The 24,730-nt window shown below is 67.8% G+C and carries 27 protein-coding genes; 14 read left to right on the forward strand and 13 right to left on the reverse strand.

Annotated elements, in window-relative coordinates; genetic code table 11:
• Positions 1–47: 47 nt before the first annotated feature.
• Both JRI60_RS01840 and JRI60_RS01845 read left to right on the forward strand, forming a co-directional pair.
• Entirely contained in the window at positions 48–353 is a 306-nt protein-coding gene (locus tag JRI60_RS01840) for a hypothetical protein (protein WP_204224080.1), read from the forward strand.
• Between the two features lie 27 nt (positions 354–380).
• Positions 381–1,847, forward strand: coding sequence for a hypothetical protein (locus JRI60_RS01845; RefSeq protein WP_204224081.1), 1,467 nt, complete (start codon positions 381–383; stop codon positions 1,845–1,847).
• 17 nt (positions 1,848–1,864) lie between these two features.
• Here JRI60_RS01845 and nrfD read toward each other — a convergent pair whose 3' ends face one another.
• From nrfD to JRI60_RS01885, 8 genes are all read right to left on the reverse strand, one after another.
• The gene (nrfD, locus tag JRI60_RS01850; RefSeq protein ID WP_204224082.1) at positions 1,865–3,094 is read right to left on the reverse strand and encodes an NrfD/PsrC family molybdoenzyme membrane anchor subunit; all 1,230 of its coding nucleotides are present in this window, start codon (positions 3,092–3,094) and stop codon (positions 1,865–1,867) included.
• Positions 3,091–3,888 (reverse strand): 4Fe-4S dicluster domain-containing protein, encoded by a 798-nt coding sequence (locus tag JRI60_RS01855; RefSeq protein WP_204224083.1) that lies wholly within the window; start codon positions 3,886–3,888, stop codon positions 3,091–3,093. Before JRI60_RS01855 ends, nrfD begins: the two co-directional genes overlap by 4 nt.
• A gap of 6 nt (positions 3,889–3,894) precedes the next feature.
• Positions 3,895–7,158: a formate dehydrogenase gene (gene fdh / locus JRI60_RS01860; RefSeq protein WP_204224084.1), complete on the reverse strand. Its 3,264-nt coding sequence runs from the start codon at positions 7,156–7,158 to the stop codon at positions 3,895–3,897.
• A 201-nt stretch (positions 7,159–7,359) separates the two neighbouring features.
• Positions 7,360–7,554, reverse strand: coding sequence for a hypothetical protein (locus tag JRI60_RS01865; RefSeq protein WP_204224085.1), 195 nt, complete (start codon positions 7,552–7,554; stop codon positions 7,360–7,362).
• A gap of 133 nt (positions 7,555–7,687) precedes the next feature.
• Positions 7,688–8,218, reverse strand: a complete 531-nt coding sequence (locus JRI60_RS01870; protein WP_204224086.1) for a hypothetical protein — start codon at positions 8,216–8,218, stop codon at positions 7,688–7,690.
• 46 nt (positions 8,219–8,264) lie between these two features.
• Positions 8,265–9,245 (reverse strand): HEAT repeat domain-containing protein, encoded by a 981-nt coding sequence (locus tag JRI60_RS01875; RefSeq protein ID WP_239470291.1) that lies wholly within the window; start codon positions 9,243–9,245, stop codon positions 8,265–8,267.
• Positions 9,246–9,285: 40 nt separating this feature from the next.
• Positions 9,286–10,494: a hypothetical protein gene (locus tag JRI60_RS01880; protein WP_204224088.1), complete on the reverse strand. Its 1,209-nt coding sequence runs from the start codon at positions 10,492–10,494 to the stop codon at positions 9,286–9,288.
• A gap of 188 nt (positions 10,495–10,682) precedes the next feature.
• Positions 10,683–12,116 carry a phytoene desaturase family protein gene (locus JRI60_RS01885; RefSeq protein WP_204224089.1) on the reverse strand — a complete coding sequence of 478 codons (1,434 nt, stop codon included), beginning with the start codon at positions 12,114–12,116 and terminating at the stop codon, positions 10,683–10,685.
• Positions 12,117–12,359: 243 nt separating this feature from the next.
• On the opposite strand from JRI60_RS01885, the gene JRI60_RS01890 reads away from it, so the two are divergent.
• Positions 12,360–13,343 carry an SDR family NAD(P)-dependent oxidoreductase gene (locus tag JRI60_RS01890; protein ID WP_204224090.1) on the forward strand — a complete coding sequence of 328 codons (984 nt, stop codon included), beginning with the start codon at positions 12,360–12,362 and terminating at the stop codon, positions 13,341–13,343.
• Positions 13,253–13,885: a Uma2 family endonuclease gene (locus tag JRI60_RS01895; RefSeq protein ID WP_239470292.1), complete on the forward strand. Its 633-nt coding sequence runs from the start codon at positions 13,253–13,255 to the stop codon at positions 13,883–13,885. The genes JRI60_RS01890 and JRI60_RS01895 overlap by 91 nt, the downstream gene beginning before the upstream one ends.
• Before the next feature lie 6 nt (positions 13,886–13,891).
• Here JRI60_RS01895 and JRI60_RS01900 read toward each other — a convergent pair whose 3' ends face one another.
• Together JRI60_RS01900 and JRI60_RS01905 are read right to left on the reverse strand one after the other, a co-directional pair.
• Positions 13,892–14,518: a YigZ family protein gene (locus JRI60_RS01900; RefSeq protein WP_204224091.1), complete on the reverse strand. Its 627-nt coding sequence runs from the start codon at positions 14,516–14,518 to the stop codon at positions 13,892–13,894.
• Between the two features lie 24 nt (positions 14,519–14,542).
• Positions 14,543–15,022 carry a hypothetical protein gene (locus JRI60_RS01905; protein WP_204224092.1) on the reverse strand — a complete coding sequence of 160 codons (480 nt, stop codon included), beginning with the start codon at positions 15,020–15,022 and terminating at the stop codon, positions 14,543–14,545.
• Between the two features lie 440 nt (positions 15,023–15,462).
• Between JRI60_RS01905 and gor the strand changes: the two genes are divergently transcribed.
• From gor to JRI60_RS01930, 5 genes are all read left to right on the forward strand, one after another.
• Positions 15,463–16,869: a glutathione-disulfide reductase gene (gene gor, locus JRI60_RS01910; RefSeq protein ID WP_204224093.1), complete on the forward strand. Its 1,407-nt coding sequence runs from the start codon at positions 15,463–15,465 to the stop codon at positions 16,867–16,869.
• Positions 16,870–16,969: 100 nt separating this feature from the next.
• Positions 16,970–17,176 carry a hypothetical protein gene (locus tag JRI60_RS01915; protein ID WP_204224094.1) on the forward strand — a complete coding sequence of 69 codons (207 nt, stop codon included), beginning with the start codon at positions 16,970–16,972 and terminating at the stop codon, positions 17,174–17,176.
• A gap of 324 nt (positions 17,177–17,500) precedes the next feature.
• Positions 17,501–17,728: a hypothetical protein gene (locus JRI60_RS01920; RefSeq protein WP_204224095.1), complete on the forward strand. Its 228-nt coding sequence runs from the start codon at positions 17,501–17,503 to the stop codon at positions 17,726–17,728.
• A 108-nt stretch (positions 17,729–17,836) separates the two neighbouring features.
• On the forward strand, positions 17,837–18,148 hold the full coding sequence (locus JRI60_RS01925) for a PadR family transcriptional regulator (RefSeq protein ID WP_204224096.1): 312 nt from the start codon (positions 17,837–17,839) through the stop codon (positions 18,146–18,148).
• Positions 18,148–18,675: a hypothetical protein gene (locus JRI60_RS01930; RefSeq protein ID WP_204224097.1), complete on the forward strand. Its 528-nt coding sequence runs from the start codon at positions 18,148–18,150 to the stop codon at positions 18,673–18,675. The genes JRI60_RS01925 and JRI60_RS01930 overlap by 1 nt, the downstream gene beginning before the upstream one ends.
• A 14-nt stretch (positions 18,676–18,689) precedes the next feature.
• Here JRI60_RS01930 and JRI60_RS01935 read toward each other — a convergent pair whose 3' ends face one another.
• From JRI60_RS01935 to JRI60_RS01945, 3 genes are read right to left on the reverse strand one after another with little or no spacing between them, the layout of a single operon-like run.
• Positions 18,690–19,625 carry a proline dehydrogenase family protein gene (locus tag JRI60_RS01935; protein WP_204224098.1) on the reverse strand — a complete coding sequence of 312 codons (936 nt, stop codon included), beginning with the start codon at positions 19,623–19,625 and terminating at the stop codon, positions 18,690–18,692.
• Positions 19,626–19,636: 11 nt separating this feature from the next.
• Positions 19,637–20,497 carry an alpha/beta fold hydrolase gene (locus JRI60_RS01940; RefSeq protein ID WP_204224099.1) on the reverse strand — a complete coding sequence of 287 codons (861 nt, stop codon included), beginning with the start codon at positions 20,495–20,497 and terminating at the stop codon, positions 19,637–19,639.
• The gene (locus JRI60_RS01945; RefSeq protein WP_204224100.1) at positions 20,490–21,209 is read right to left on the reverse strand and encodes a lysophospholipid acyltransferase family protein; all 720 of its coding nucleotides are present in this window, start codon (positions 21,207–21,209) and stop codon (positions 20,490–20,492) included. The genes JRI60_RS01940 and JRI60_RS01945 overlap by 8 nt, the downstream gene beginning before the upstream one ends.
• A 221-nt stretch (positions 21,210–21,430) precedes the next feature.
• On the opposite strand from JRI60_RS01945, the gene JRI60_RS01950 reads away from it, so the two are divergent.
• From JRI60_RS01950 to JRI60_RS01970, 5 genes are all read left to right on the forward strand, one after another.
• Positions 21,431–21,910 (forward strand): hemerythrin domain-containing protein, encoded by a 480-nt coding sequence (locus JRI60_RS01950; protein WP_204224101.1) that lies wholly within the window; start codon positions 21,431–21,433, stop codon positions 21,908–21,910.
• Positions 21,911–22,120: 210 nt separating this feature from the next.
• A complete protein-coding gene (locus JRI60_RS01955) occupies positions 22,121–22,666 on the forward strand; it encodes a cell wall protein (RefSeq protein ID WP_204224102.1) in 546 nt (181 codons plus the stop codon).
• Between the two features lie 93 nt (positions 22,667–22,759).
• The gene (locus JRI60_RS01960; protein WP_204228692.1) at positions 22,760–23,626 is read left to right on the forward strand and encodes a tryptophan 2,3-dioxygenase; all 867 of its coding nucleotides are present in this window, start codon (positions 22,760–22,762) and stop codon (positions 23,624–23,626) included.
• A 66-nt stretch (positions 23,627–23,692) separates the two neighbouring features.
• Positions 23,693–23,872, forward strand: coding sequence for a hypothetical protein (locus tag JRI60_RS01965; RefSeq protein ID WP_204224103.1), 180 nt, complete (start codon positions 23,693–23,695; stop codon positions 23,870–23,872).
• A gap of 62 nt (positions 23,873–23,934) precedes the next feature.
• The gene (locus JRI60_RS01970; RefSeq protein ID WP_204224104.1) at positions 23,935–24,687 is read left to right on the forward strand and encodes a hypothetical protein; all 753 of its coding nucleotides are present in this window, start codon (positions 23,935–23,937) and stop codon (positions 24,685–24,687) included.
• Positions 24,688–24,730 lie beyond the last annotated feature (43 nt).

A 24,730-nucleotide genomic window follows, 5' to 3' on the forward strand; every position in this document is an offset into this window, starting at 1 on the left:
GGATGGATGTCGGGGGATTTTCCGCTGCTACAGAGGGAACAATGAGCGTGAGAAACATTCGTTTGGAAATGACGAAGGGGTCGAACACTCTCGAATTGCAAGGGGAACTCTACGAGGCGCCCATCCGACCTGATGATGAACCCGTGCGCGCGGTGAAGCGGGTTCGGAGGGATGTCGCGGCTGGATATCGCGTGGATCCTGGGAGCTACTCTTTTCGCTTTGATGTGTCGACTGGCTCCGGGAAGTACACGCTGGAGGCATTCCAGGGTGACGCCGATGTTTCATTTGCCAGTGGTTCTTTTGATACGGCCGATGGACGCACACTCGTTCAGTTCAAATTCACGGTTATCTAGGGAGTCGTGATGAAAAGGCACGCGGCAATGCTGATGCTCGTCCTGCTGGCCTTCAGCGGTGTGAGCTGGGCCGGGCAGGATTCACAAGAAACGGGGGATGATGGCTCAGATAGTCAGACGATCAGGACTCCGCGCCTGCTTCTGCCACTCAAGCTCGAAGGGTCGACGGAGGGAACGGGCACGTTGCGTGCCGGGGTAGGATTCCTCGTTCCCACGGGAAAGGATAGCAGCCGAAGCTTGGGATTGGTGGCGGATTACCGGGTCCAAACCTCGAACGGGCTGGCGAAGCTCTTCGGGCTCACGGATGCCAGTGATGCAAAGGATAGTCGCCCCTGGACGCTTGGGTTCACGGGTACGCTGGTTCAATTCCCTGAACTGGTTCCGCCAACACGTACTGGGAAGAACAGTGCGCTGGGCGAGTCTCTGCGGAAGGCTGTTCGGCTTTGCGCGGGTCTCTGCACGGTCGTGCCTCAATCCGAACCGAACCAGAGCTTCTGCTCCGCCTATGAAAAGGCCGTGACTCCACGCGAAGACGAGTGGATCAAGGGCTGGAACTCGGATGCCAGCACTCTGCCTGCCAGCCGATTTTGTGAGTCCGAGAAAAAGGGCGTGAGTGACGCGGATCAGGATCTTTCCACTGGGAAGATCGATTCGGCGGGGTGGCGTGCGGCGCGCGGTAAAGCACTGCGCTCATGCTTGAGGAAGTGCACGGCAGACGCTTCGGATCCTTTCTGCGAACTTCCAAGGCAGCCAGTCGACGAGGCCTATTCCGATATCAGCTCCACGCTGCTGTGCCCGGCGGGAAAGAGTGAGTACCAGCGTTCGGAAAGGGAGCTTGGAAGAAGCCGGGCTTTTCCGCCGCTCATCGTCAACGCCGGGGCTCGCTTCGGCATCAATGACTTCAAATACCGGTCTGGCTCGTCCGACGACCCAAATGTCCTTCTCGAGGGCAAGAGTTCCCTCTGGGACTGGAGTGTGGGTGCATCGGCCATCGGCGTTGTTGCTGGTGAGAATCCTGCTCTGACGATCGAGGGATTGATGGTGTCCAGCTCCAAATGGACCCCGAGCTCCAAGGCGATTCGCTGGTGTTCACCGGCGGGGGTCATTCCTAGAGGAGACAACGCAACTGATCCCGCCGAGACTTGTCAAGAGGCGGTACTGGGTGCTCCTGTGAAGAGCCGTACCCTCAAGTTCGCGGGCTTCATTGGGCTCGCGGACAATTATGATGCACGGTGGCGTGCCGCTCTGGGTGGAGAGTTTGTCGTGCCCACACGCTCCGGTGCGACTGAGCTGTACAGTTCATCCCTACAAGGCCGATTCTTCTGGTCGTTTGCTTCTGACCCGAGTGGCCTCAAATACAAAGGCATTCTCCGCTTGTCTCCTGGGATCCGGTGGACGCGGAACAGGGATGATTCCGTGGATCTCGAAGCATTTGTTACGCTGGCATTGCTCGGCGAAAGGTTCCTCTTCACGGAAACATTTGACGAGCTGTAAGGGATGGATGGCGGATGTTATGGGGTCGGAGCCGTGGGGGGCTCTGGTCCCAGCTCCGACTCCAGGTGTCGCGCTGCTGGTATCTCTCTTCGTGGCAGCGCCGACGCCTCATGCAGCACCGGCAGCGGGAACTTGAACGGCTTCCCGTCCGACGCATGAGTATGCCCCGTCACCTCCGCGGCGCCCATTCCCTGGCGCTGCGGCTGGAACGTGGTCTGCGGGTCGCTCGCTGACACCTTTCCCGCGCGGAACACCGCGAAGCGCGTCAGCAGCGCCCCCGCCGAGCCCAGCAGTGCCCTCGCCACCTTCATCCACTTGCGCCGGCCCGGCCACACGCCCAACGCCAGTGACGCCGCGGTGCACACCTTGGCCGCCTTCCACAGTGTCCCCGAGGGTCCGTGTTTCAGCGGCCGAACGAGCACCTCCAGGCGCGAGGCCTCGTGCTGCACCGCGACTCCGGCCAGCAGCTCCCCCACCTTGCCCATCGCGCTGAACAGGTGGAGCACCTTCTCGTCGCGCTTCGGGTGCGGCAGCAGCTCCATGAGGCTCCCGGCGCCCGCCATCGCCGACGACATGAACAGCAATGGCAGCGACTTGCGCGTGGCCTGCCAGATGGGCACGGCCGTGTTCGCGATGAGCACCGCCGTGTACCCGGCGAGCGGCAGTCCCAGGAGGCCCGCCGCGATGGCCGCTCCTTCTCCCGCGCGCCCCAGCCAGCCGCGCCGGCCGGCGAACAGCAGGGACGCGGTGTTCATGGCCCCCGAGCCCACCAGCACCCACGAACCCACGCTCATCGGCGACGTGGGACGGAACACGCGCAGCATGTTCAAGAAGCGCGTCGGCCGTCCCAGGTCGTAGATGAGCAGCCCCGAGCTCACGATATCGCCCGCGGTGCCCACCCACCGGCACCTGCGCCCGAGGCCCTCCATCCGCTCCCCGCCAAAGACATCCGCCGCCGCGCCCAGCACGCTCGCCGCGCCCGCCACGCCTCCCACGTAGAAGTAGAGCGGGATGCTCCAGATCCACACGGGCTCCTTGATGGCCGGCTGCCCGTAGTAGCTCGGCGACTCCGCGTTCACTCCCGATTGCGAGGGCCGCGTCCGCAGCAGGCCTCGCGAGGGGTTGGCCTCGTCGATGCCCTTCACCCGCTGCTGTGCGCCTTCACCGGCCAGCACGCCCAGCCGCGAGTCGATGTTGCGCCCGTCCTGCCGCTTCTCCAGATCCTCGGGCCGGATGTCGTCACTCACCGCGCCACCTCGCGTCCCAGGAGCACCGCGCCAATGGCCATCACGGCCATGCCCAGCGCCCCCCACCCCATCGAGGCCCAGGCATCCTTCCCCTTCATCGTCGGCACCACCGGATCCGGCGGGAGGTTGTAGACCTCGGGCTTGTCCACGAGCAGGAAGAACGCATTCAACCCGCCGGTGCCCGGCTGGTTCTCCGCGTCCGCGCCGTACAGGTACGCCGCGTCCAATCCCTTCTCGTGCAACTGCTCCACGCGGCGGTGGGCCCGCTCGCGCAGCTCCTCCACATCCCCGAACTGGATGGAGGCGGTGGGGCACGCCTTGGCGCAGGCGGGCGTCATGTCCTCGCCGAGCCGGTCGTAGCAGAGGGTGCACTTCCACGCGCGCCCATCGTCCTCGCGCCGGTCGATGACGCCGAAGGGACACGCCGTCACGCAGTAGCCGCAGCCGTTGCACACGTCCGGCTGCACGTACACGGTGTCGAACTCGGTGCGGATGATGGCGCCCGTGGGGCACGCCTCCAGGCACCCCGCGCGCTGGCAGTGCTTGCACACGTCCGAGGCCATCAGCCACGAGAAGGCCATCCCCGCGGTGTTCTGCGTGGGGCTCGGCACGGGCCGCTCGACGAAGGCCACGTGCCGCCAGGTGGACGAGCCCAGGTGCCCCGAGTTGTCGTAGGACATGCCGGTGAACTGGAAGCCGTCATCCGGTAACTGGTTCCACTGCTTGCAGGCCACCTCGCAGGCCTTGCAGCCGATGCAGAGCGTGGTGTCGGTGAAGAAGCCCTTCTGTCCCATGGGGCGCTACTCCTTCTCCTGCGGAGGTTGGTCCGCGTGCGGGCCCACGCCCTCGAGGTCCCTCGGGACGTCCACCACGCCCGGCGGCAGGGGCCACTGCTCCCAGCCCATGGCCGCGCGCCGGTACCGGCTGCGCCTACCAGGGAGGATGTTGCAGGTGAGCGCCTTGGACTCCTGGATGGAGACGTTCGGATCCGCGGTGAAGCCCAGCAAGTCATTGGCGCTCTCGCCCCGCACGCGTCCCGTGTAGCCCCAGTGGTACGGCAGGCCGATCTGGTGCACCCGCTTCCCGTCCAGTTGCAGCGGGCGGATGCGCTCCGTCACCAGCACCCGGCACTCGATCTCCCCGCGCGCCGTGTACAGCGTGCACCAGCCGCCGTTTTCCAGCTCCACCTCGGAGGCCAGCTCCGGCGACACCTCGACGAACATCTCCGGCTGCAGCTCGCTCAGCCACGACAGCCAGCGCGACATGCCGCCCGCGGTGTGGTGCTCGGTGAGCCGGTACGTGGTGAGGACATACGGGTAGCGCGGGTCCGCCCAGGCCCGGTGCATGGGATTGTCCCGGCGCCGGTACTCGTAGCGCGCCGGGTTGCACTGCTGCGCGTAGAGGAAGTTGTGGACGGGTGACTCCAGCGGCTCGTAGTGCGTGGGCAGCGGGCCGTCCATCATCCCGCTCGGCGCGAACAGCCAGCCCTTCCCGTCCGCCTGCATGAGGAACGGATCCGTGCCCGCGAGCGTGTCCACGCCCTTTGTCTCCGGCAGCGGCCGGTACGAGGGGGGACGGTCCGCGATGAAGTCCGGCACGTCCTCGCCCGTCCATTTGCCCTGTTGGGCGTCCCACCAGACGTACTTCTTGCGCTCGCTCCAGGGGCGGCCCTCGGGGTCCGCCGAGGCGCGGTTGTAGAGGAGTCTCCGGTTGGCCGGCCATGCCCAACCCCACTCGGACGCCACCCAGGTCTGCTCCCGGCCGGGCTTCCTGCGCGCCGTCTGGTTCACCCCGTCCGCGTAGCTGCCCGAATAAATCCAGCAGCCGCACGCGGTGGCGCCGTCGTCCTTCAGCTCCGTGAAACCAGACACCGGCGCGCTGTCCGCCACGCGATAGCCGCTGATCTCCTTCAACACGGCCTCGGCGTCGGGCTCCTCGCGAGGGCCCTTCGTTGGGTAGTCCCAGGTGAGGGCCTGGATGGGCCGGTCCTTCTCCTCCTTCGAGTCCGCGTAGAGCTCCTTCAGCCGGCGCCCGAGGTGGAAGATGAAGTGCAGGTCACTGCGCGTCTCGCCGGGCGACTCGACGGCCTTGTAGTGCCACTGGAGCAGGCGCTGGGTGTTGGTGAAGGAGCCTTCCTTCTCCGTGTGCGCGGCGCAGGGGAAGAAGAAGACCTCGGTCTGGATGTCCCTGGGGTGCACGTCGCCGCGGACGACCTCGGGGGCGGTGCGCCAGAACTCGGCCGTCTCGGTGAGGGACAGGTCGCTCACCACGAGCCAGTCGAGCTTCTGGAGGGCCTTGCGCTGGAGGGCGCCGTTCATCGAGCCCACGACGGGGTTCTCGCCCAGGACGAAGTAGCCCTTCACCTTGCCGTCGGCCATGTCGGCCACGGTCGTCATGTGCGAGTGGTCGCCGGTGAGCTTGGGTATCCAGTGGAAGCCCCAGTCGTTCTTCTTCGTGGCGGCGTCGCCGTAGTACGCCTTGAGCAGGGAGACGACGTACTTGGGGAAGTTGCTCCACCAGCCGCTGGCGGACTCGTTGTTGTGGAGGTACTGGTCGAAGCGCCGCGCGTCCGGCGCGTGCGGCATGGGGATGTAGCCGGGCAGCAGGTTGTAGAGGGTGGGGATGTCGCTGGAGCCCTGGATGGAGGCGTGGCCGCGCAGGGCCATGATGCCGCCGCCGGGCCGGCCGATGTTGCCGAGGAGCAGCTGGATGATGGCGGCGGCGCGGATGTTCTGCACGCCCACCGAGTGCTGCGTCCATCCCACGGCGTAGCAGAAGGCGCTGGTGCGCTCGCGGCCCGAGTTGTCGCAGAGCGTCTTCGCCACCTGGAGGAAGAGCTCCTTGGGGACGCCGCAGATGCGCGAGACGACGTCCGGCGTGTAGCGCGCGTAGTGGCGTTTGAGCACCTGGAAGACGCAGCGCGGGTGCTGGAGCGTCTTGTCGTTGGGCACTTCGGTGATGTGCTTGCCGCGCACCTTGCCGTGGCCGCCGGCGCCCGGCTCGGCGAAGATTTCCTTGTGGCCCGCGGCGGGCACCACGCCGTCCATGTTCTCGTACTGCCAGGTGTGCGGGGAGTACGAGCCCTTGTCCGAGTCGTAGCCGCTGAAGAGGCCGTCGAGCTGCTCGGTGTCCTGGAAGTCCTCGCGGATGATGGCGGGGGCGTTGGTGTAGTGGACGACGTAGTCGTGGAAGTAGCGCTCGTTCTCCAGGATGTAGTGGATGAGGCCGCCGAGGAACGCGATGTCCGTGCCCGAGCGCAGGGGCACGTACGTGTCCGCCATGGCGCTGGTGCGGGTGAAGCGCGGATCCACGTGGATGAGGGTGGCGCCGCGCTCACGGGCCTCCATCACCCACTGGAAGCCCACGGGGTGACACTCGGCCATGTTGCTGCCCATGATGAGGATGCAGTCCGCGTTCGCCAGATCCTGCTGGAACGTGGTGGCACCGCCTCGGCCGAACGAGATGCCCAGACCGGGCACCGTGGAGGAGTGTCATATTCGAGCCTGGTTCTCCACCTGGACGATGCCGAGCCCGGCGGTGAAGAGCTTCTTGATGAGGTAGTTCTCCTCGTTGTCGAGCGTGGCGCCGCCGAGGTGGGCGATGCCGAGGGTGCGGTTGACGACCTCGTCCTTGTCGTTCTTGTGCTCCCAGGTGGCGTCGCGCGTCTGCTTCACGCGCTGGGCGACCATGTCCAGGGCCTTGTGGAGGGGGATGCGCTCCCACTGCATGGAGCCGGGGCGGCGGTAGAGGACGGAGTGGAGGCGGTGGCTGCCGGTGACGAGCTGGAAGGTGGCGGCGCCCTTGGGGCAGAGGCGGCCGCGGGAGATGGGCGAGTCCTCATCGCCCTCGATGTCGAGAATCCTGTCGTCCTGGACGTAGACCTTCTGGCCGCAGCCGACGGCGCAGTAGGGGCAGATGGAGGGGACGACCTTGTCGGCGTGGAGGGTGCGCGGCGCGAGGTGGCGGCTGCGCTCGCTCATGGCGGTGTCGCCCAGGGCGGTGGAGTCCTTCTCCTGGAGCTGACGGATGAGGGGCCAGCGGGAGAACAGGTCGAGGAGTCCCAAGGCAAGCCTCCGGAGGACGTGATTCCAAGACCAATGTGGGCACGCCGAAGGCGGGAGACGAGGGGGGAGAGGCGCCGCGCGGTGGCGAAAAACGCCCGCCTGTTCAAATCACCCCTCTCCCGCTGGGAGAGGGACGGGGTGAGGGTATGGGGAGTCCTCGGGTGGACAACGGCCCCACTCAAGGAGTTCCGAATCCGAGCCTCAAGCCTGTGCGCCCTCGAACGAGATGCGCAGCCCCTGATGGGTCACCGTGACGAGAGGACGGCCGAACCAGCCGCAGTGCTTGCAGACGCCGTTGGGCCCGTTCGCGGTGACACGGACCGGCAGGTCCGCCTCACATACGGGGCAGCCCTCGGGGATCATGAAATCGCGTGGCGTGCTCTGAACTTCGGTCATTGATTAGAGGTAACGCAGACCGAGCACCACGCAACGTCACACGGCGACGCATCCCATCAGGGTCGAGCTTGCCTGCCTGCCCTGGGAGGCCGTGCTTCGCCGGCCTCCCGAGCGTCAAACCGGCGGGCTCCGACTACTGGATGTAGCCGACGGTCTCGCCGCGGTCGAGGAACTCACCCTTGACGGTGTAGCCCGAGTACCACGAGGTGTTGTTGGTGCCGTTGTGGTCGTACTGCATGTGGGTGTGGGGGCCGGTGACGTTGCCCGTGCCGCCCTCGTCGCCGATCTGGCAGCGGTCGCAGGTCTTGTCGACCGAGGTGGGCTCCTTGAGGAAGTGCCACTGGCGGAACACGTAGCCGTTGGCGAAGGTGTGCTTCACCTCGTTCTGGTTGCCGCTGCCGTTGCCGTAGCACACGACGCCGGTGGTCCGGATGGTCACGTTCCAGGACATGGAGCCCACCACGCCCGTCTCGACGCCCCAGTAGCCGCAGGCGTTGCGGCTGGAGAGGTCCACCGCGCCGTGGAAGGAGCCGCTCGAGTAGTACGTGGTGGCCGTCACGTCGCCGGGGAAGGGCGCGCCCACGCGGTACGAGGCGGTCGCGGCCGCGGGGATGAACGCCAGGGAAGCCAGGACGGCCAGGGTCGTCTTCGTCGTCTTACGCATCGTTGTTCCTCTCGGGCCGGTTCACCGGCCCCCGGGGGGTTTCGTGCTACCGAGCCTGCTGCAACCGCTGCTTCGCCCTCTGGATCAGGCTCCAATCCTGAAGGTTCATCTCGAGAACTTGGATCCACGCATCGACCTCGGGTGCGAGGCTCGGGTCGACGCCGCGCAACCGCCGGAGCTCGGGCACCGCGCTGGAGAAGCCGAGCTGGGCGATGCTCTGGAGGATGGCCTTGCGCACTCCCGGATCCCTCTCGTCGCGGTACATGCCGAGCAGCGACTGGCGGGCGCTGGCCATCTGCGCCGCGGGCACGCCGCCGAGCGCGGTGGACGCCGCCGCGCGGACCTCGGCGGAGTCGCTGCCCAGCAGTTGCTCGAGCGTGCGCGCCGAGCTGGCGCTCACCTCGCCCGTCATGAGCTGGCCGAGGATGTGCGCGGTGACCTTGGGGTCCGTGGAGGCGGCCGCCGCGGCCACGGCGGTGTCCGCCGCCCGGGCATCGTGTCCGCCATAGACGTGCAGGTTGTCCTGGACGAGGTTGGTGGCGGCCTCCATGCGCACCTCGGGCGAGGAGTCGCGGACCAGTCGCTCGTACATGTCCCCGGTGCGCTCCAGCGCGCCGGTGCGCCGCAGCGCGCGGACCGTGGCGGCGCGGAGGGCCGGGTCCCTGTCCTCCAGGGCGCGCTTCGCGACGGCCTGCATCGCCTCGGGCTCCAGGCCCCGCTCGGTGCGCGCCACCAGGGCGGCCGCGAGGTGCTCGGCCATGGCCGGGTCGTACTCCCGCTCGAAGGCCGCCTGCAGCTCGGCGAGGGGCAGGTTGACGGCGGACTCGCGCAGCAGCGTGCGCAGGTACTGCTTGTAGGCCTCGGACTTCGAGTGGAGCCCGCGGCGGATGGAATCCATCAGGCCCTCGACCGAGCAGGTGCCGCGCTCGAGGGTGGGGGCCTCGCTCGAGGCGGCCGGCGGCTCCGCGAGCGCCAGGGCCGGGGAGAGGAGCCCGAGGGTGAGTGCCAGGGTGGAGAGCACGTTCATGGGGAGGAAGGGGCGTGTCATGGGGAGCTCGGGGCCTGGGTCACTCGTGGCGGTCGAGGCAGCCGTGGGGGTTGTCCGATGGCAGGGAGAGCCAGAGCCGGTCGAAGTCGAGGATGCCGCTCGCGTAGAGCCGCTCGAAGTCCTGGTAGTCGCCCTGGAAGCGCGGGTCCGTGATGGCCATCTCCGCCATGACGGGGAGCGCGTCCTTGCCCGCGGCGCGAGCGGCGAAGCGGAACAGGGCCCAGCGCACGCACAGGTCCTTCTCGTTCGCGAAGGCCTTGGCGTAGATGTCCAGCGCCTGCTTCTCGTCCTCGGCGAAGGACAGGTCGTGCGCCACCACCTGACGGACCTCCTCGCTGCCCTCGGTGGCCAGGAGCCTGGCCAGGTGCTCGGTGGACTTCTTGTCCAGCGGCACCCCGGACTGCATCTCCATCTCGAGCGCGAGGTAGCGGACGCGCTCATCCAGCGACTCGGTGCCGATGGTGAGGAGCTTGTCGAGGTAGGGTTTGGCGTTCCCGGTACGCACGAGGTCCGCCTCCATCACCCGGCCGATGGCGCGCGTGGTGACCCAGCCGGCCTCACCCGACGAGGCGTCCTTGGCGAAGGTGGCGAGCTTGTCGAGCGCCGCCGGCTCGAGCCTGGGCATTCGCTGCAGCTCGTCCAGGAAGCCCGCGCGCCGGTTGATGTCGATGCTCTCGTCGAGCCCCAGGGACGTGAGCTGCGCGGCGAGCTTGGGCAGGGCCTCGGAGCCCCGGATGCCCGCCATGAGCAGCTTGAACTCCGCGGGCGGGGCCTCGCGCGCCCAGCCGAGGACCTCACTGGCACGGCCCTCGTCGTTTCCGATGAGCTCGGCCAGACGCGCCTTGAGGTAATCGATGACGAGCGGATCCCTCGAGGCCAGCAGGGGCGCGGCCCAGGCCCGGAACGTCTCGAGGGTCACCTTGTCGTTGAACTGCTCCAGGTCCTGCCAGCAGGTGGTCTTGTTGAACTGGGGGGCCTTCTCCTCGGCCCGACCGCCCTGGCCGGTGTGCCCGGCGGCGTTCGCGGGACCCGAGCCCGTCGGCTGGGAGCCGGGCGTGGCGGCCTGACGCGCATCGGGTGTGCCGCTGTCCTCACCGGAGCCGCGGGCGAGCAGCGCCACGGCCGCGAGCAGGGCCACGACGCCGAGTGCGATCGCGATCTTCGGCGTGCGGCGGGACGAGGCACTGACCGGGGCGGACGCGGAGCGATGAATGGAGTCTGGGATCATGGGACGGGTTCCAATAAGAGGAGGGCCCGAATTCCCGTCCGTCCCAATAAAAGAGAAAAACCCCGACTCCACTGCCATCCCGGACCTAAAAAAGGCCGTGATTCCAATGGGTTGTGGGGAATGTTGATTGGGTTGGAATTTTCCAGGGGATGAAAATCCCCAGGAAAAAGGGCTGCTGGCGCGGCCCGTCAGCCCTTGCGCCACACCTCGCTGGCGAGCAGCGCACGCGCGGCGAGGAAGCCACACAGCCCGTGAACACCGGGCCCGGGAGGCGTGGAGGACGAGCACAGGTAGAGGCGCGGGTCGGGCGTGGCGTACGGGACGAGACGAGCCATGGGCCGGGCGAACAGCTGCATTCCCTCCATGGCGCCGCCGGAGATGTCGCCGCCGATGAAGTTGGCGTTGTAGGCCTCGTACTGCGCGGGCGAGCGCGTGTGCCGGGCGAGGATGCGCTCGCGGAAGCCGGGGGCGTAGCGCTCCATCTGGGCCTCGATGCGCCCGGTCATGTCCTCGGTGCAGCCATTGGGCACGTGGCAGTAGGCCCAGCCGGTGTGCTGGCCCGAGGGCGCGCGGCTGCCATCGAACAGCGTGTGTTGGGCCACGAGCACGTAGGGATGCTCGGGGGCCTCGCCGCGTGCGACGGCGGCCTCGCTGGCGGAGATCTCCTCCAACGTGCCGCCGAGGTGCACGGTGCCCGCGCGCGCGCATGCGGAAGCGCGCCAGGGAATGGGGCCGGAGAGGGCCCAGTCCACCTTGAAGACACCGGGCCCGTAGCGGAAGCGCTTGAGTCCCTCCACGTAGTGCGGGGGCAGCCGGTGTCCGGCGAGCCTCACGAGCTGCGCGGGCGTCACGTCGAGCAGCACGGCGCGGGCGCGAGGCAGCTCATCCACGTTGTGCACGCGGTGGCCGGTGACGACCTCGCCGCCGAGCGCGCGCAGGTAGCTGACGAGCGCGTCGACGAGCTTCTGGGTGCCGCCTTTGGGAAAGGGCCAACCGACGGCGTGGCCCGAGGCGAGCAGGAGGATGCCGAAGGCGGAGGTGAAGGGGCGCTCGAGGGCGGAGAAGGAGTGGGCGGCGGAGCCGGCGAAGAGGGCGCGAGCGAGGGGGCCGCGGAAGGCGTTCTGGGCGAGCGAGTGGGCGGGGCGGAGGGCGCGCAGGCCGAAGCGGGCGAGGCGCAGGGGGCGGCGGGGGAGGCGCAGCGGGTCGGCCATCTGGGCCATCACGTCGTCGAAGGCGCGCACCATGGGGCGCATCCATTTCACATACGTGTCGGCGTCGGGGCCGAGCCCCTGGGCGGTGGCCTCGAGCCCGCGCTCGAGGAGGGCGGCGGTGCCATTCTCCAGGGGGTGGGCGAGGGGGGCGTCGGGGTGGACCCACTCGAGACCATGGGCATCGAGCGGGAGCTGACGGAAGAAGGGGGAGGCGGCGGCGAGGGGGTGGATGGCGGAGCAGACGTCGTGGACGAAGCCGGGGAGGGTGAGCTCGGCCGAGCGCGCACCACCGCCGGGAGTGGGGGCTGCCTCGAGCACCCGCACCGAGCGGCCCGCGCGGGCCAGGGAGACGGCGGCCGCGAGCCCGTTGGGGCCCGCGCCCACGACGACCGCATCGAGCACCGAGCTCATGTCTTCTAACTTCACCCGACCTGATGGGTACGCGAGGAAAATGCCGCCGCGTTGAGTTCACGAGTGAACGTCCGGGGTCGGCCGGTGCCACGGCACCCGGGCGGGCGGGCGGGGGGACGGGAGGGCGGGATGCGCGGAGGGGGCGGGAATTCCCATTCTCCTCCGGCGGAGTGCCGGGTGGACGTGGAGCCGCCGAGCGGGCCCGAGGGCTGGCGGCGGAAACCGAGACACAGGGGAGAGGACATGGCTCGCCAGGACCTGAGGGGCAAGGTCGCCATCGTGACGGGGGCGTCGAGCGGGGTGGGGTGGCAGGCGGCGGTGCGGCTGGGAGAGGCGGGGGTGAAGCTGTGCGTCACCGCGCGCCGGGTGGAGGCGCTGGAGAAGCTGCGCCATCTGATGCAGGACAAGGGCGTGGAGTGCATCTCGGTGCCCGGGGACGTGACGGTGCAGGGGGACGTGGACCAGGTGGTGCGCGAGTGCCTGGCGCACTACGGCCGGGTGGACATCCTGGTGAATGACGCGGGGGTGCAGTCCTACGGCCTGTTCGATGAGCTGCCGTGGGAGCACATCACCCGCATCTTCGACATCAACTGTTTTGGCTTCATGCGCTTCGCGCGGGCGGTGCTGCCGCATTTCCGGCAACAGGGCAGTGGCCACATCCTCAACATCCAGTCGATGTTGTCGAAGGGCTCGGCGCCGTTGTTGTCGGCGTACTCCGCGAGCAAGCACGCCACGCTGGGGTGGGCGAAGAGCCTGGAGATGGAGCTGGTGGGCTCGGGCATCCAGGTGTCGAACGTGCTGGTGCCGTCGGTGGCGACGAACATGTTCGCGCACGCGCCGACGATGTTTGGATTGGCGCCCAAGCCGGTGCCGCCGACGTATGACCCGGACGTGGTGGCGCGGGCGGTGGTGCGATGCGCGAGGAACCCGGGGAAGACCTCGGTGCCGGTGTTCCTGCAGGGCCGGCTGATGCTGTGGCTGAACGGTATCGCCCCGGGGGTGGGCAAGTTCATCATGGGGCGGTGGGGCGCGCGGATGCAGATGCGCGACGAGCCCGTCGAGCGGCCCGAGGGCAATCTCTTCCATGCCATCCCGCAGGGAGTGGGCCCCTATGGCCCGGTGCCGCCCACGCCGAAGTGGAAGCGCTACTCGATGGCGGCGGGCCTCGCGGCGCTGGCGGGTGGTGTGGTGCTGGGAGTGGCCGGGTTGGCGCGCGCGGCACGCTGAACGAGGGGCGGCACTACCTGGGGGAGATCATCGACGACGAGCTGTGGGCGTCCCCACGGCCGTCGACATGGAACCTGTGGGCCGTCTCGGTGCTCCTGGCGAAGCTGGGGAACACCTTCTGCTTCGGGACGCGAGGACCGGGCGGCTGGTGGCTCGTGAGAGAGCCCGAGTGGCACTTCGGCCAGCAGGTGCTGGTGCCTGACCTGGCGGGCTGGCGCCGAGAGAGGGCACCCGGGTTGTTCGAACGGGATGAGCCCTTCTTCGAGCTGGCTCCCGATTGGATCTGTGAGGTGTTGTCTCCCTCCACGGTCGCGCTGGATCGGGGGCGCAAGCTGTCCCTCTATCATCAGGAGGGTGTGAGCCACGCGTGGTTGTTGGACCCGCGAGCTCACACGTTGGAGATCTACCGTCGAGGATCGCGGGGATGGCAGCTCGCGGCGCATCACGGAGGCAAGGGGATTCCACGAAGTCGAGGGGGGCGCTCTGGTACCATGTCGGGCGGTCATGGCAAGTGTACCCACTACGGGGAGCAGGGAAGGTGAGCCTCGTCACTCCTCGGGGTCGAGCACTTCGAGCAGTACCTGCCCGTTCGTCAGGTCGAGCAGCGCGGCCTGGAACGCCTCGAGCCGGGTGACGGGAATCGCGAGTTGATAGCCCACGGTGGCGGCGTACTCCTCCGAGAGGGTCTCTGCCTCGTGGGCCGCGAGCATCCGGCGGACACCGTCGACGCTCGCGTACTCGAGCTCGATGCGCAGGCGGGCTTTGCGCACGCGCTCGGTGGTGGGGAGGTTCTCGAGCGCCTGCTGGACGCAGCCGGTGTAGGCCCGCACCAGTCCGCCCTTGCCCAGGAGCGTCCCGCCGAAGTAGCGGGTGACGACGACCGCGACATCTCCCACGCCGCTGTGGAGCAGTGCCGTCAGCATGGGCCGGCCCGCGGTCCCATGCGGCTCACCGTCATCGCTCATCCCCGCCATTCCGGTCGAACCGGGGGGACCTACGACGTACGCCCAGCAGTTGTGGTTGGCATCGGCGAACTCCTCGCGGACGCGGGTGATGAACGCCTTGGCCTCCTCCACCGTCGGAGCCGGGGCAACCGTGGTGATGAAGCGGCTGCGCTGGAGCTCCTGCTCCACCCGATGGAGTCGTGCTGGGACGAGGTAGCGTTTGCCTTCCATTCTCGATGTTGCTCGTAGCTCCGATCACTCGAACTTGTCGACCACCGTGACGGGGGCCGTCTTGGGCAGGGTGATGGCGCTGGGGGTGGTGCCCGCCTCGGCGTAGATGCCTCCCGGGGCCGAGGAGCCGAGCACCAGGCACACGGGATGGACCTGTCCATCCGGCAGGCGGGCCTGGGTGTAGTGGGCCTGGACCTTGCCCATGTCGATCCACAGCACTCCCTCGACGAGCGTCCCCGCGGGCAATCCTCCCACGTCGCTCTCGAGCCGGCTCGTGAGAGGGCCCTGGCGGTAGACGCCGTAGTCATCGGGGCCACCCGGCTGCGAGGACTCGAGCGTCAGGGTGCCCCGCTGCCCGGGCTCCACGCTCAACTTCTTCATGAGCGCGACGGTCTCGGGCGCACAGGTCTGCCTGGGGCCGGGAGTCCGGTCCTTGTTGAGCACGGTGCACGCCGTCAGCGCGATGGCGCCCATGGTGAGGCAGAGCTTGGAGAGTGTCCGCATGGAGCCTTCCTTGAGAGTCGCCATGCAGTACACCCGCGCGGCTCGCGGGGGCCGGAGTCCTTCGTGCCGCAGTCGTGCAACGGACGAAGCGCTACGCCTCGATCAGGGGCCGGCGATGGAGCGAGCCCCCATTGGCCGCTCCTCCGGACGTTTGCGGCGTTCACGGCTTCAACCTGGTGGCCGTGACCCTCCCTCCCTCTCCCTTTCGGGCACGGTGGTCCCGTGTATGCCCCCTCTCCCCCTGGGAGAGGGCTGGGGTGAGGGTCTTTCCCCGCCCCGAGACCGTGCGACCAGGCGTGTCCCGGTGGCTCCAGAGCGTCGGCTTCTGACCGGATGGGCTCATGGGGCGCGCGGAACGTGCTTCACGCAGCGGCATCTCGGGTTAACCCTCACCCCAGCCCTCTCCCAGGGGGAGAGGGGGCATACACAGAGGAGACGCGATGCCCCAGTACGACTTCGATCTGTTCACCATCGGCGCGGGCTCGGGCGGTGTGGCGGCGAGCCGCCGCGCGGGCTCGTACGGTGCACGCGTCGCCATCTGCGAGGACAACCGCATCGGTGGCACGTGTGTGCATCGCGGGTGTGTGCCCAAGAAGCTGCTCGTCTACGGAGCCCACTTCCGTCATGACTTCGAGGACGCGGCGGGCTTTGGCTGGTCCCTCTCCGAGCCCGGTTTCGACTGGAAGAAGCTCCAGGCGGCCAAGGACAAGGAACTGGAGCGGCTCGATGGTGTGTACCGGCGGTTGCTCCGGGACTCGGGAGTGAAGCTCCTCGAGGGCCGGGGCCGGCTGGTGGACGAGCACACGGTCGAGGTGAATGGCCAGCGCTACACGGCGGAGCGCATCCTGGTGGCCACGGGCTCGCGTCCGTTGCTCCCCGAGGTCACGGGCATCGAGCACGCCATCACCTCGGACGGGGCGCTGGGCCTGCCGGAGCTGCCGCGCCGCATCGCCATCGTGGGCGGAGGCTACATCGGGGTGGAGTTCGCGGGCATCTTCAACGCGCTGGGCTCCAAGGTGGTGATGCTCATCCGGGGCGACATGGTGTTGCGCGGCTTCGATGACGACATCCGCGCGATGCTCACCCAGGAGATGCGCAAGAAGGGCATCGACCTGCGGCCGGAGACCTTCGTGCGTGACATCGAGAAACGCGCGGACGGCTCGTTGAGTCTGCTGACGCGGATGGGGGACACGCTCGAGGTGGACGCGGTGCTGTACGCCACGGGGCGCGTGCCCAATACCCAGGGGCTCGGCCTGGAGGAGGTGGGCGTGCGGCTGGACGCGCGCGGCGCGGTGGAGGTGGACGAGTGGTCTCGCACCAGCGTGGACAATGTCCATGCCGTGGGCGACGTGACGGACCGCATCAACCTCACGCCGGTGGCCATCGCCGAGGGGCGCGCCCTGGCCGAGACGCTCTTCCACGACAACCCCACGAAGATGGACCACACGGGGGTGGCCTCGGCGGTGTTCAGCCAGCCCCCCGTGGGCACCGTGGGGTTCACCGAGCTCGAGGCCCGTGAGCGCCACGGCAAGGTGGACGTGTACGTGTCCAACTTCCGGCCCATGAAGCACACGCTGAGCGGGCGCGACGAGCGCTCGATGATGAAGCTCATCGTCGAGCGCGACAGCGGGCGCGTCCTGGGCTTCCACATGGTGGGCGCCGACGCGCCCGAAATCATCCAGGGCCTGGCGGTGGCTCTCAAATGTGGCGTCACCAAGAAGCAGCTCGACTCGACGGTGGGCATCCACCCCACGGCGGCCGAGGAGTTCGTCACCATGCGCGACAAGCGTCCGGACCCCGAGGAGGACGCCGCCCGGGAGCTCGGCCACGACGCCCTCTCCCACTGAGCCGTCCTCGTCCCGCTCTTCTTCCTTTCTCCTTCAAGGATTCTTCGGTTGAATACACGACTGTCCGGCCTCGCCGGACTTCACTCCAGGAGAAAGAAACATGAGCAAGCAGGCCAAGGGTCTCTGGACGATGGCAGCGCTGGTGCTGGGTCTGGGTGTGGGCTTCTCGGCTGGGGCCAGTCCGGAGTCGAAGGAGCCGCCCTCCGACATCATCGTTGAGTGTGCGCGCGACTCCGACTGCGATGCCAAGTGTGATGGTCCGGGCAGCGGCGACTGCTCGTCGTTCAGGTGCTACTGCCTCCGCTAGTCCGTCTTCGGCCGGCGCTCCGGAAACAGCCGGAGCGCCGCGGTACGGACTCTCCACTCCCAGTCCGACAGGTTGCAACCGCGCCCCGGGAACGCTGGAATAGCCCGTCCCCCGAGGGAACTCCCGAATACGTCAGAGTGTCACGGTATCAACCGTCCATGCCGGCGCCGACGGCTCCGCGGAGGGTTCTCCGCCCGTGCGGCGTTCCGGTTCATGGTAGGGGGGCACGCCGTGGTGAAGAACAGCGCGAGTGCAAAGTTGCAATCCTCAAAGATTGAGGATAGGGTGTTCACAGTCAACCCTACGGCCCAGGGAGGTGTTTCGATGTTCGAGCACGCGCCAGTGTCCCTCCTGGATGAGAGGCGGATGGGGACGGAGTGGGTGGAGTGGTGGAATGGCCTGGACGACGGCATCGGCCGTGCGTCGCGCCAGCCTGTCCTCGCCGTGGAGCCGCCGCGCGACCCCGAGCCCCTGGAGCGCTCCTCGCTGGCGCCCCTGCGCTCCCGGTCCGGTACCTCCAGGCCCTCGGGCCCCGAGGCGCTCTGCGCCTGAATTCGTCTGTTCTCGCAGGTTGAGATTTTCAACGCTGTTGGAAAGAAGTAGGAGCAACCTTAAGATTCTAGGTTGCGTTCCTCGATTTTCCGATTACTCTGCCCTTTTATGGACACCCCGATCTCCGCTAGGACGGCCATCCTGATGTCGCTGATCGGCGACAAGGGGTTCGGGTTGGAGATTATCGAGCGGGTCCGGGAGAAGACGAACGGGAAGATCAGTCTGAACGAGGGGTCGGTGTATCCGGCGCTCAAGGCGCTCGAGCGGGAAGGGTTGCTGCGCAGCTTCGATGGAGAGCCCATGCCCGAGCGTGGTGGACGTCCGAGGCGGTACTACGAGCTGACAGGAGATGGGCGGCGAGTGGCCCGGGAGCAACGCATGGCCCTGCTCAACCTGCTGCAACCCGCGGAGGCATTCTGATGGATGTCCGAGACCTATACGAGCGCGAGCGCCGGGCGCGGATGCCGTTGCTGAGCGCGTTCGATATGCAGGGAGAGGTCGAGGACGGCCTCACCGACTCGCGCCGCACGGTGTTCCGTGCGGTCCCCTGCGAGCCCCAGCGTCCCGAGCCGGTCGCGCCTCCCATGCTCCTGGACCCGGAGCCCGTGACGGACCCCTTCAGCATGGCGTGGGTCGCGCGCGGGGTGCCGGCGGAGGAGTCGGCGCGCCAGGAGTCGCTCTTCCCGGCCGTCCGGCGCGCGGGGCGGTTCCTGAACCTGGTGAGCGTGGGCACCACCCGGCGCGTCTCCAACGAGGAGATTGGTGATGCGCTCGAGCGGCTCGACAAGGTGGCCGCCGCCGGAGCGCCGACGTGGGTGCTCTACCTGATGGCGAGCATGACGGCCCTCTGGGTCGCCACCCACTCGGTGCAGGAGCTGACCTTCCGGTTCGTCGGGAAGGTGCGCAAGCTGTTCTCCGGCAAGCGCCGTGAGGACGAGAAGCGGTAGGGCCTCCCGGGGTCCTACCCCTTCAACAGGTTCTTCATCACGAACCAGACGTTCGCCGGACGCTCCGCGAGCCGGCGCATGAAGTACGGGTACCAGTGCCTGCCATATGGCACGTAGACGCGCACCGGGTAGCCCTCTCCCACCAGCCGCTCCTGCAAGTCCCTCCGGATGCCATAGAGCATCTGGAACTCGAAGGCGCCGCGCGCCAGCCCCCGCTTCCGGGCGTAGGCCAGCGTCTCGTCGATCATCCGCTCATCGTGCGTGGCGATGCCGTGGTACAGCCCGCTGTCGAGCAGGATGCGCATGGCGCGCACGTAATTGTCATCCACGTCCTTCTTGTCCTGGTAGGCCACTTCGGGCCCCTCCAGGTAGGCGCCCTTGCACAGGCGGATGCGGATGCCCTCGGCGCACAGGGCTCGCGCGTCGGCCTCGGTCCGGTAGAGGTAGCTCTGCAGCACCGCGCCCACGTGCGGCTGGCCGAACTCGCGGTGCAGCGCGCGCACCACGTCCAGCGTGGCCTGGGTCACCTCGCTCTGCTCCATGTCCACGCGCACGAAGGTGCCGCGCCGCTTCGCATCCGCCACCACCTCGCGCGCGTTGCGCAGCGCCAGCTCCGGATCGAAGAGCAGCCCGCACTGCGTGAGCTTCAAGGACACGTTGCCGCGCACCCCCACCTGGTCGATGCGCGCCAGCAGCCGGAGGTACTCGCGCACCTCGTCGAGCGTCTCGTCCGGGTTGCGCACCGCCTCGTTGAGGTGGTCGAAGGAGACGGTCAGCCCTCGCGCGTTCAATTCCTTCACCGCGGCGACGGCTTCCTCCAGCGTCTCGCCCGCGATGAAACGGCGGGAGATGCGGCGCAGCGCCGGCACGCCGGTGGCGACGTCCTTCAATCCCTCGCGGCGCGAGAGGAACAGCAGGGCGGAGCGGGACAGTTGGGTGGCCTGGTCCATGGTGTGTGGAGTCACGAGTCGTGTCGGGCGAGGAAGTCGCCGACGAAGGCGTTGAAGGCATCCGTGTGGCTCATGTACGGCAGATGGCTGGCCTCGCGGATGACCTCCAGCCGCGAGCCGGGGATGCGCGAGGCCACGTCCCGCGCATACGAGAGGGGCACCAGCAAATCCCTGGCGCCGTGGAGGATGAGCGTGGGCACGCGCAGGCGCTCCAGGTCATCCAGGTAGTCCGCGGCGAGGATGTCCTCCAGCCGGCGTAGCAGCTCCAGGGGCGAGAGCCGGCGCGCCTCGCGGACGATCTCCGAGCGGCCCTCGGGAGGCAGGTGGCGTCCGCCCAGGATGCGCGCCACGGTGGGCGCGAAGACATAGGCGAAGGGTTTGGGCATGCGCACGAGCGTCGACAGCGCCAGGGCCCACCTGCGCACCCGGTGCACGCTGGCCACCGGGGAGACCAGCACCAGCGCCTTGAGCCGCTCGGGGTGGGCCAGTGCGTAGGCAATGGAGATGAGGCTGCCGAAGGACGAGCCCACCAGGGCGAAGCGCTCGGGCAGCCCCGCGTCCGGGTGCTCCAGCGAGGCCAGGTTCCATTGGAGCGGCGTATGGGTCAGGGGCGTCTGCAGCGTCGGGGTCCACAGGAGGAACCGGCGCTCGGGTGCCAGCGGGCGCATGGGAGCGAACGAGCGTCCCGAGGCTCCCAATCCAGGCAGACACAGCACGGTCCGGGCCGCGTCCAGGTTGCCTCCGGGAAAGGTGAAGAGGCGCACGGGGGCGCCGCGCACCATTCGCTGTTCATACGAGAGCTCATAACCCTGTTGAATCTCCTCCGGATCAGGGACGAGCCGGGGGATGGCGGGAAGGGTGGCTTCACGCATGGCACGCTCGGATGAGAAGGCGGAGCACCGTGCTGGCGACGCGGTCCCGGAAGTGTTTCAACCGGGACTCGGCAGCATCCGGAGGTGGCGGTCGCAGCGGGGCGCCGACGATGAAAGTCATCTTCACGGGCAGTGGCAGTGGGCCCAGGCCAATGCCCAGTGGAACCCGGTACTTCTCTCCGGGCGCGAGGGGAACGCACAACCGCTCGTCATCCGGACAGAGGAAGGTGTCGTCCACCCCGAAGCCGGCGAAGGGCACGATGGGCACACCGGCCAGGGCCGCCAGCCGCGCGAAGCCGAGCGTCCCCTCCCAGCGCAGCACGTAGTGGTGCCGGGGCTTCTTGAAGGTTTCCCACGCGCCCCCCGGATAGCAGACGACGAGGTTGCCCTCCTTCAATGAGGTGAGCGCGTTCTCCCGTGTGCCCTCCACCCCACCCAGCCAGGGCAGCACCGTGCGCACCAGCGGTATCTTGAAGAAGCCCCGCTCGGCCAGCCCCAGCGGGTAGCGGCCTGTTGCACGGTGTATGAGGTGGAAGAAGGCCGGTGTCTCGTAGCCCCACAGGCCATGGTTGCCCACGAGCAGCACCGGACCGTCGGAGGGCAGGTGCTCGGCACCCAACAGGCGGGCCCGGTGATAGAGCGCGGAGAGCGCCGCGCCCGTCTCGGCGAAGCGGAAGAAGGCTCGGCGCAATGGGTTGGGTGCGGCATCCACGGGCTCTGAAGATGGAGATGACCCTCGTGGATGACAGAGGACTTCCGCTCGTCTGCCTGCCAACCCCTCCCAGGTTCCAAGAATGTCGTTGGATGGGTTCCACCCGGCTCAACGCCTGTCAGGAAGGCGGGAGGGCGGTGGTTCCCAGGCGGCTTCCCGTGGCGGTGGTTGTCCACCCCCGGGGGGGTGGCGATGGTTGTGGGGCCATGGGGCCTTTCGAGATGTTGTCTGGGAAGCAGTGGGAGCTGCTGGAGTGCTTCGCGGCGCTGGAGTCGAGCGAGGGCGGGGTGCCGTCAGCGGAGCAGGTGGAGAGGATGCTGGAAGCGCTCTGGCTGCATGTCCGGCTGACGGAGCGTCATGTCCAGCCCCTGGTCGTCCGGGTCGAGGGCCACGCGCGCGCCCTCCAGGAGGCGGAGGTACTCCTGACGTTGCACGAGTTGATGGCCGAGCTGGAGTGTTTCCCCAGGGGCAGCCCGGAGTGGTTCGCCAGGCTCGGGGCCATGGAGGACGCGGCGCTCGCGCACGTGCGCTCCTTGGAGTTGCAGCTCTTTCCACGCCTGGCCGCGGCACTCGATGCCCATGAACAGGTTGACCTCATCCGGGCACTGGCGGCCACACGCGAGGCATTGTGGATGGAAATGCGACGCACCCGTCGTGCGTTCCGAGCGCCAGAGGACGCGGATTCCTGCTCAATCTCCTGAACATCCATTCAGTCGATGGCTGGATCACGGTCTTGAAAAGGCTCGACCGTGACTTTTAGAAACAACCTTATTTCTTTTTCATCGACAAATCGTGTATCTGTGGCGTTATGAGTGGGAAGCGGTTGTATCAAACAGCTTCCCACCAAGATGACCCCCCAGATGAGCCGTCTCCGGATTGAGATGGGCCCATCGCAGAGAGGATACGCGAGCATGTCGGTCGACAAGGCATTCCGGGAGATGGTTCGTAACGAGATCGAGTCGCAGCTCAAGCCGCTGCGCGAGCTGGTGTCGCGCCTGGAGGAGGGCACGGCGGATCTCGACAAGCTCCGCAGCGTGGCGGAGCAGCTGGCGCCCCTGGCCAGCGCGGTGGGCCCCCTCTTCGGAGTGGCTGGTGGCGGCGGCGGTGGTGGTGCTGCTGCTGCGCGTGGCGCGGGCCGTCGTGGCCCGGGTCGTCCCGCTCGGGCCGCGGCCCCGGCTCCCGTGGCGGCCTCGTCCGGTGGCAAGAAGCGCGGCCGGAAGCCGGCGACCGAGGGTGGCGCGCGGGATTGCGCCATCATTGGTTGTGGCAAGCCCAGCCGCACCAAGGGGTACTGCGCCGCTCACTACCAGAAGCTGCGCATGCTCGAGAAGACCAACCGTCGCCCGTCGGCCTGGGTGGACTACGCCGAGCCGAACAGCGTGGAGGATCTCAAGCTGCCGCGCGGTCGTGCCGCCGCCAAGGCGCTGGCCGAGTCCAATCAGAAGAACGCGGGCTGAAGCCCTCTCCGGCTGAGCCGGAAATGAGCCGGACCTTCCCTCTTCCTCCTACCGTGGAAGGTCCGGTTCTTGCGGGCTCGAAGCGGGCCCGTCATTCTTGGTTTCATGAACAAGCGCGAGCTGGAGCCCGGAATCTTCACCGACCTGGCCGGACGGACGACGTACGGAGAGTATCTGCAGTTGGACAGGCTGCTGTCCGCGCAGGTGCCCCGCTCGCAGCCGCCCCACCACGACGAGCTGCTCTTCATCATCCAGCATCAGACGAGCGAGCTGTGGATGAAGCTGCTCGTGCATGAGCTGACGGCCGTCATCCGTTACATCCAGTCGGACAATCTGGAGCCCTCGTTCAAGATCTTCTCTCGCGTGGGCCACATCCAACGCATGCTCTTCGAGCAGTGGAGCGTGTTGGAGACACTCACGCCCAACGAATATCTCGAGTTCCGCGGGGCGCTCGGGCAGGCCTCGGGCTTCCAGAGCCATCAATACCGCGCGCTGGAGTTCCTGCTGGGCCACAAGGACGCGAATGCGCTCGGGCCCTTCCGGCACCTGCCCGGAGTGCATGCGGAGCTGGAGCGCTTCCTGGAGTCTCCCAGCGTGTATGACGAGTTCCTGCGCCACCTGGCTCGTAAGGGTCTCGCGGTGCCGGCGGACCGCGTCGAGCGCGACTGGCGCCAGCCTTATGAGAAGAGCGAAGCGGTGATAGCGGTGTTCCGCCACATCTATGAGAACACCGAGCGTCATTGGGACGCCTACGAGATGTGCGAGAAGTTGGTGGACGTGGAGGAGCGTTTCCAGCTCTGGCGCTACCGCCACATGATGACGGTGATGCGAGTCATCGGCTTCAAGCCCGGGACGGGAGGCTCCTCGGGCGTGGGCTTCCTGCGCAAGGCGTTGGATTTGCGCTTCTTCCCCGAGCTCTGGGACGTGCGCACCGAGCTCGCTCCCCCGGTTGGCAGGTAGGACCCGGCTCGCGGCTGTCCACGGCGCGTCTCATTCCTAGCTTGAGCAGGAAAAGGAGGAGACACCATGGCCGAGCACGACAGGCCCAAGCACGAGCCACCGCTTCCCGAGGACGACGAGGGTCATCTCAAACGCCAGGCGGGAGACCGGCCGGTGCCCACGCCCGGCCACATCGGCAATCTCCCCGATGACGCTCCCGGCCCTGGCAAGCCCGTCGTCTTCCCTCCGCATTCAACGGAGGACTGAGTCATCCCTCACGAGGGGAGGGCGCGTTGGGGCTCCCTCCCCTCCCGTGCTAGAGCGGGAGCATGTTCGCGCTCACCCTCGCCGCCGTGCTCGCCGCCAGCCCCGCTCCCGTCGAGTCCTGGTCCAAGAAGGCCTGTCCTCCTCCAAAGCAGACGCCCGACTCCAACGTCGAGATGAAGTTCCTGGAGCAGAAGCGCGCCGAATGCCTGCGCAAGGCCATGAACAAGGCGCTCGACAAGGTCATCGTCCCCCTCAAGAAATCCAACCCCTCCGCCTTCAAGGACTGGATGTCCTTGCAGGCCGATTACAACCGCTGGATGGCCGACGCCTGCGCCGCCGTCGAGGAGTCCAACTGGGTGGACCTCTCCACCGGCGAGCGCTCCATGGGCACCGGCTATGGCTTCACCGAGAGCGGGTGTCTCCAGCAGCAGTTCGCCTGGCGTGGCTTCTACGCCGATGCCTGGACCCGCAAGGATTGGAATGCCATCCAGCAGGCCCTCCAGGGCTTCGCCGAGCCGGCCCGCAAGGGGCGTGAGTCCCTCCAGTCCTACCGCTCCAAGACGAAGGAGGCCGCCGCTCGCGCCCCCGCCCACGTCCAGGAGTCGGAGCTCCCCATGCGCCAGCTCACCCAGGAGGATTGGAAGTCCTACAACGAGCGTCTGGACCGCGCCGCCGCCGGCCCCGAGGCCCTCGCCAGGCGCCAGTGCGCCCTCGTCCCCAGCCCCACCCCGGACTGCGCCCAGCGCTTCGCCGACAGCCTCTCCGCCCAGATGGACTTCACCGACGCCCTCTCGAGTGCTGGGAGTGGGGAATAGCCGCCCGCCAGGGGCATGTCAGACCGCTCCCCCATCATGGCGC

Origin of the sequence: Archangium violaceum, assembly GCF_016887565.1 — a bacterium.
GTDB lineage: Bacteria > Myxococcota > Myxococcia > Myxococcales > Myxococcaceae > Archangium > Archangium violaceum_B.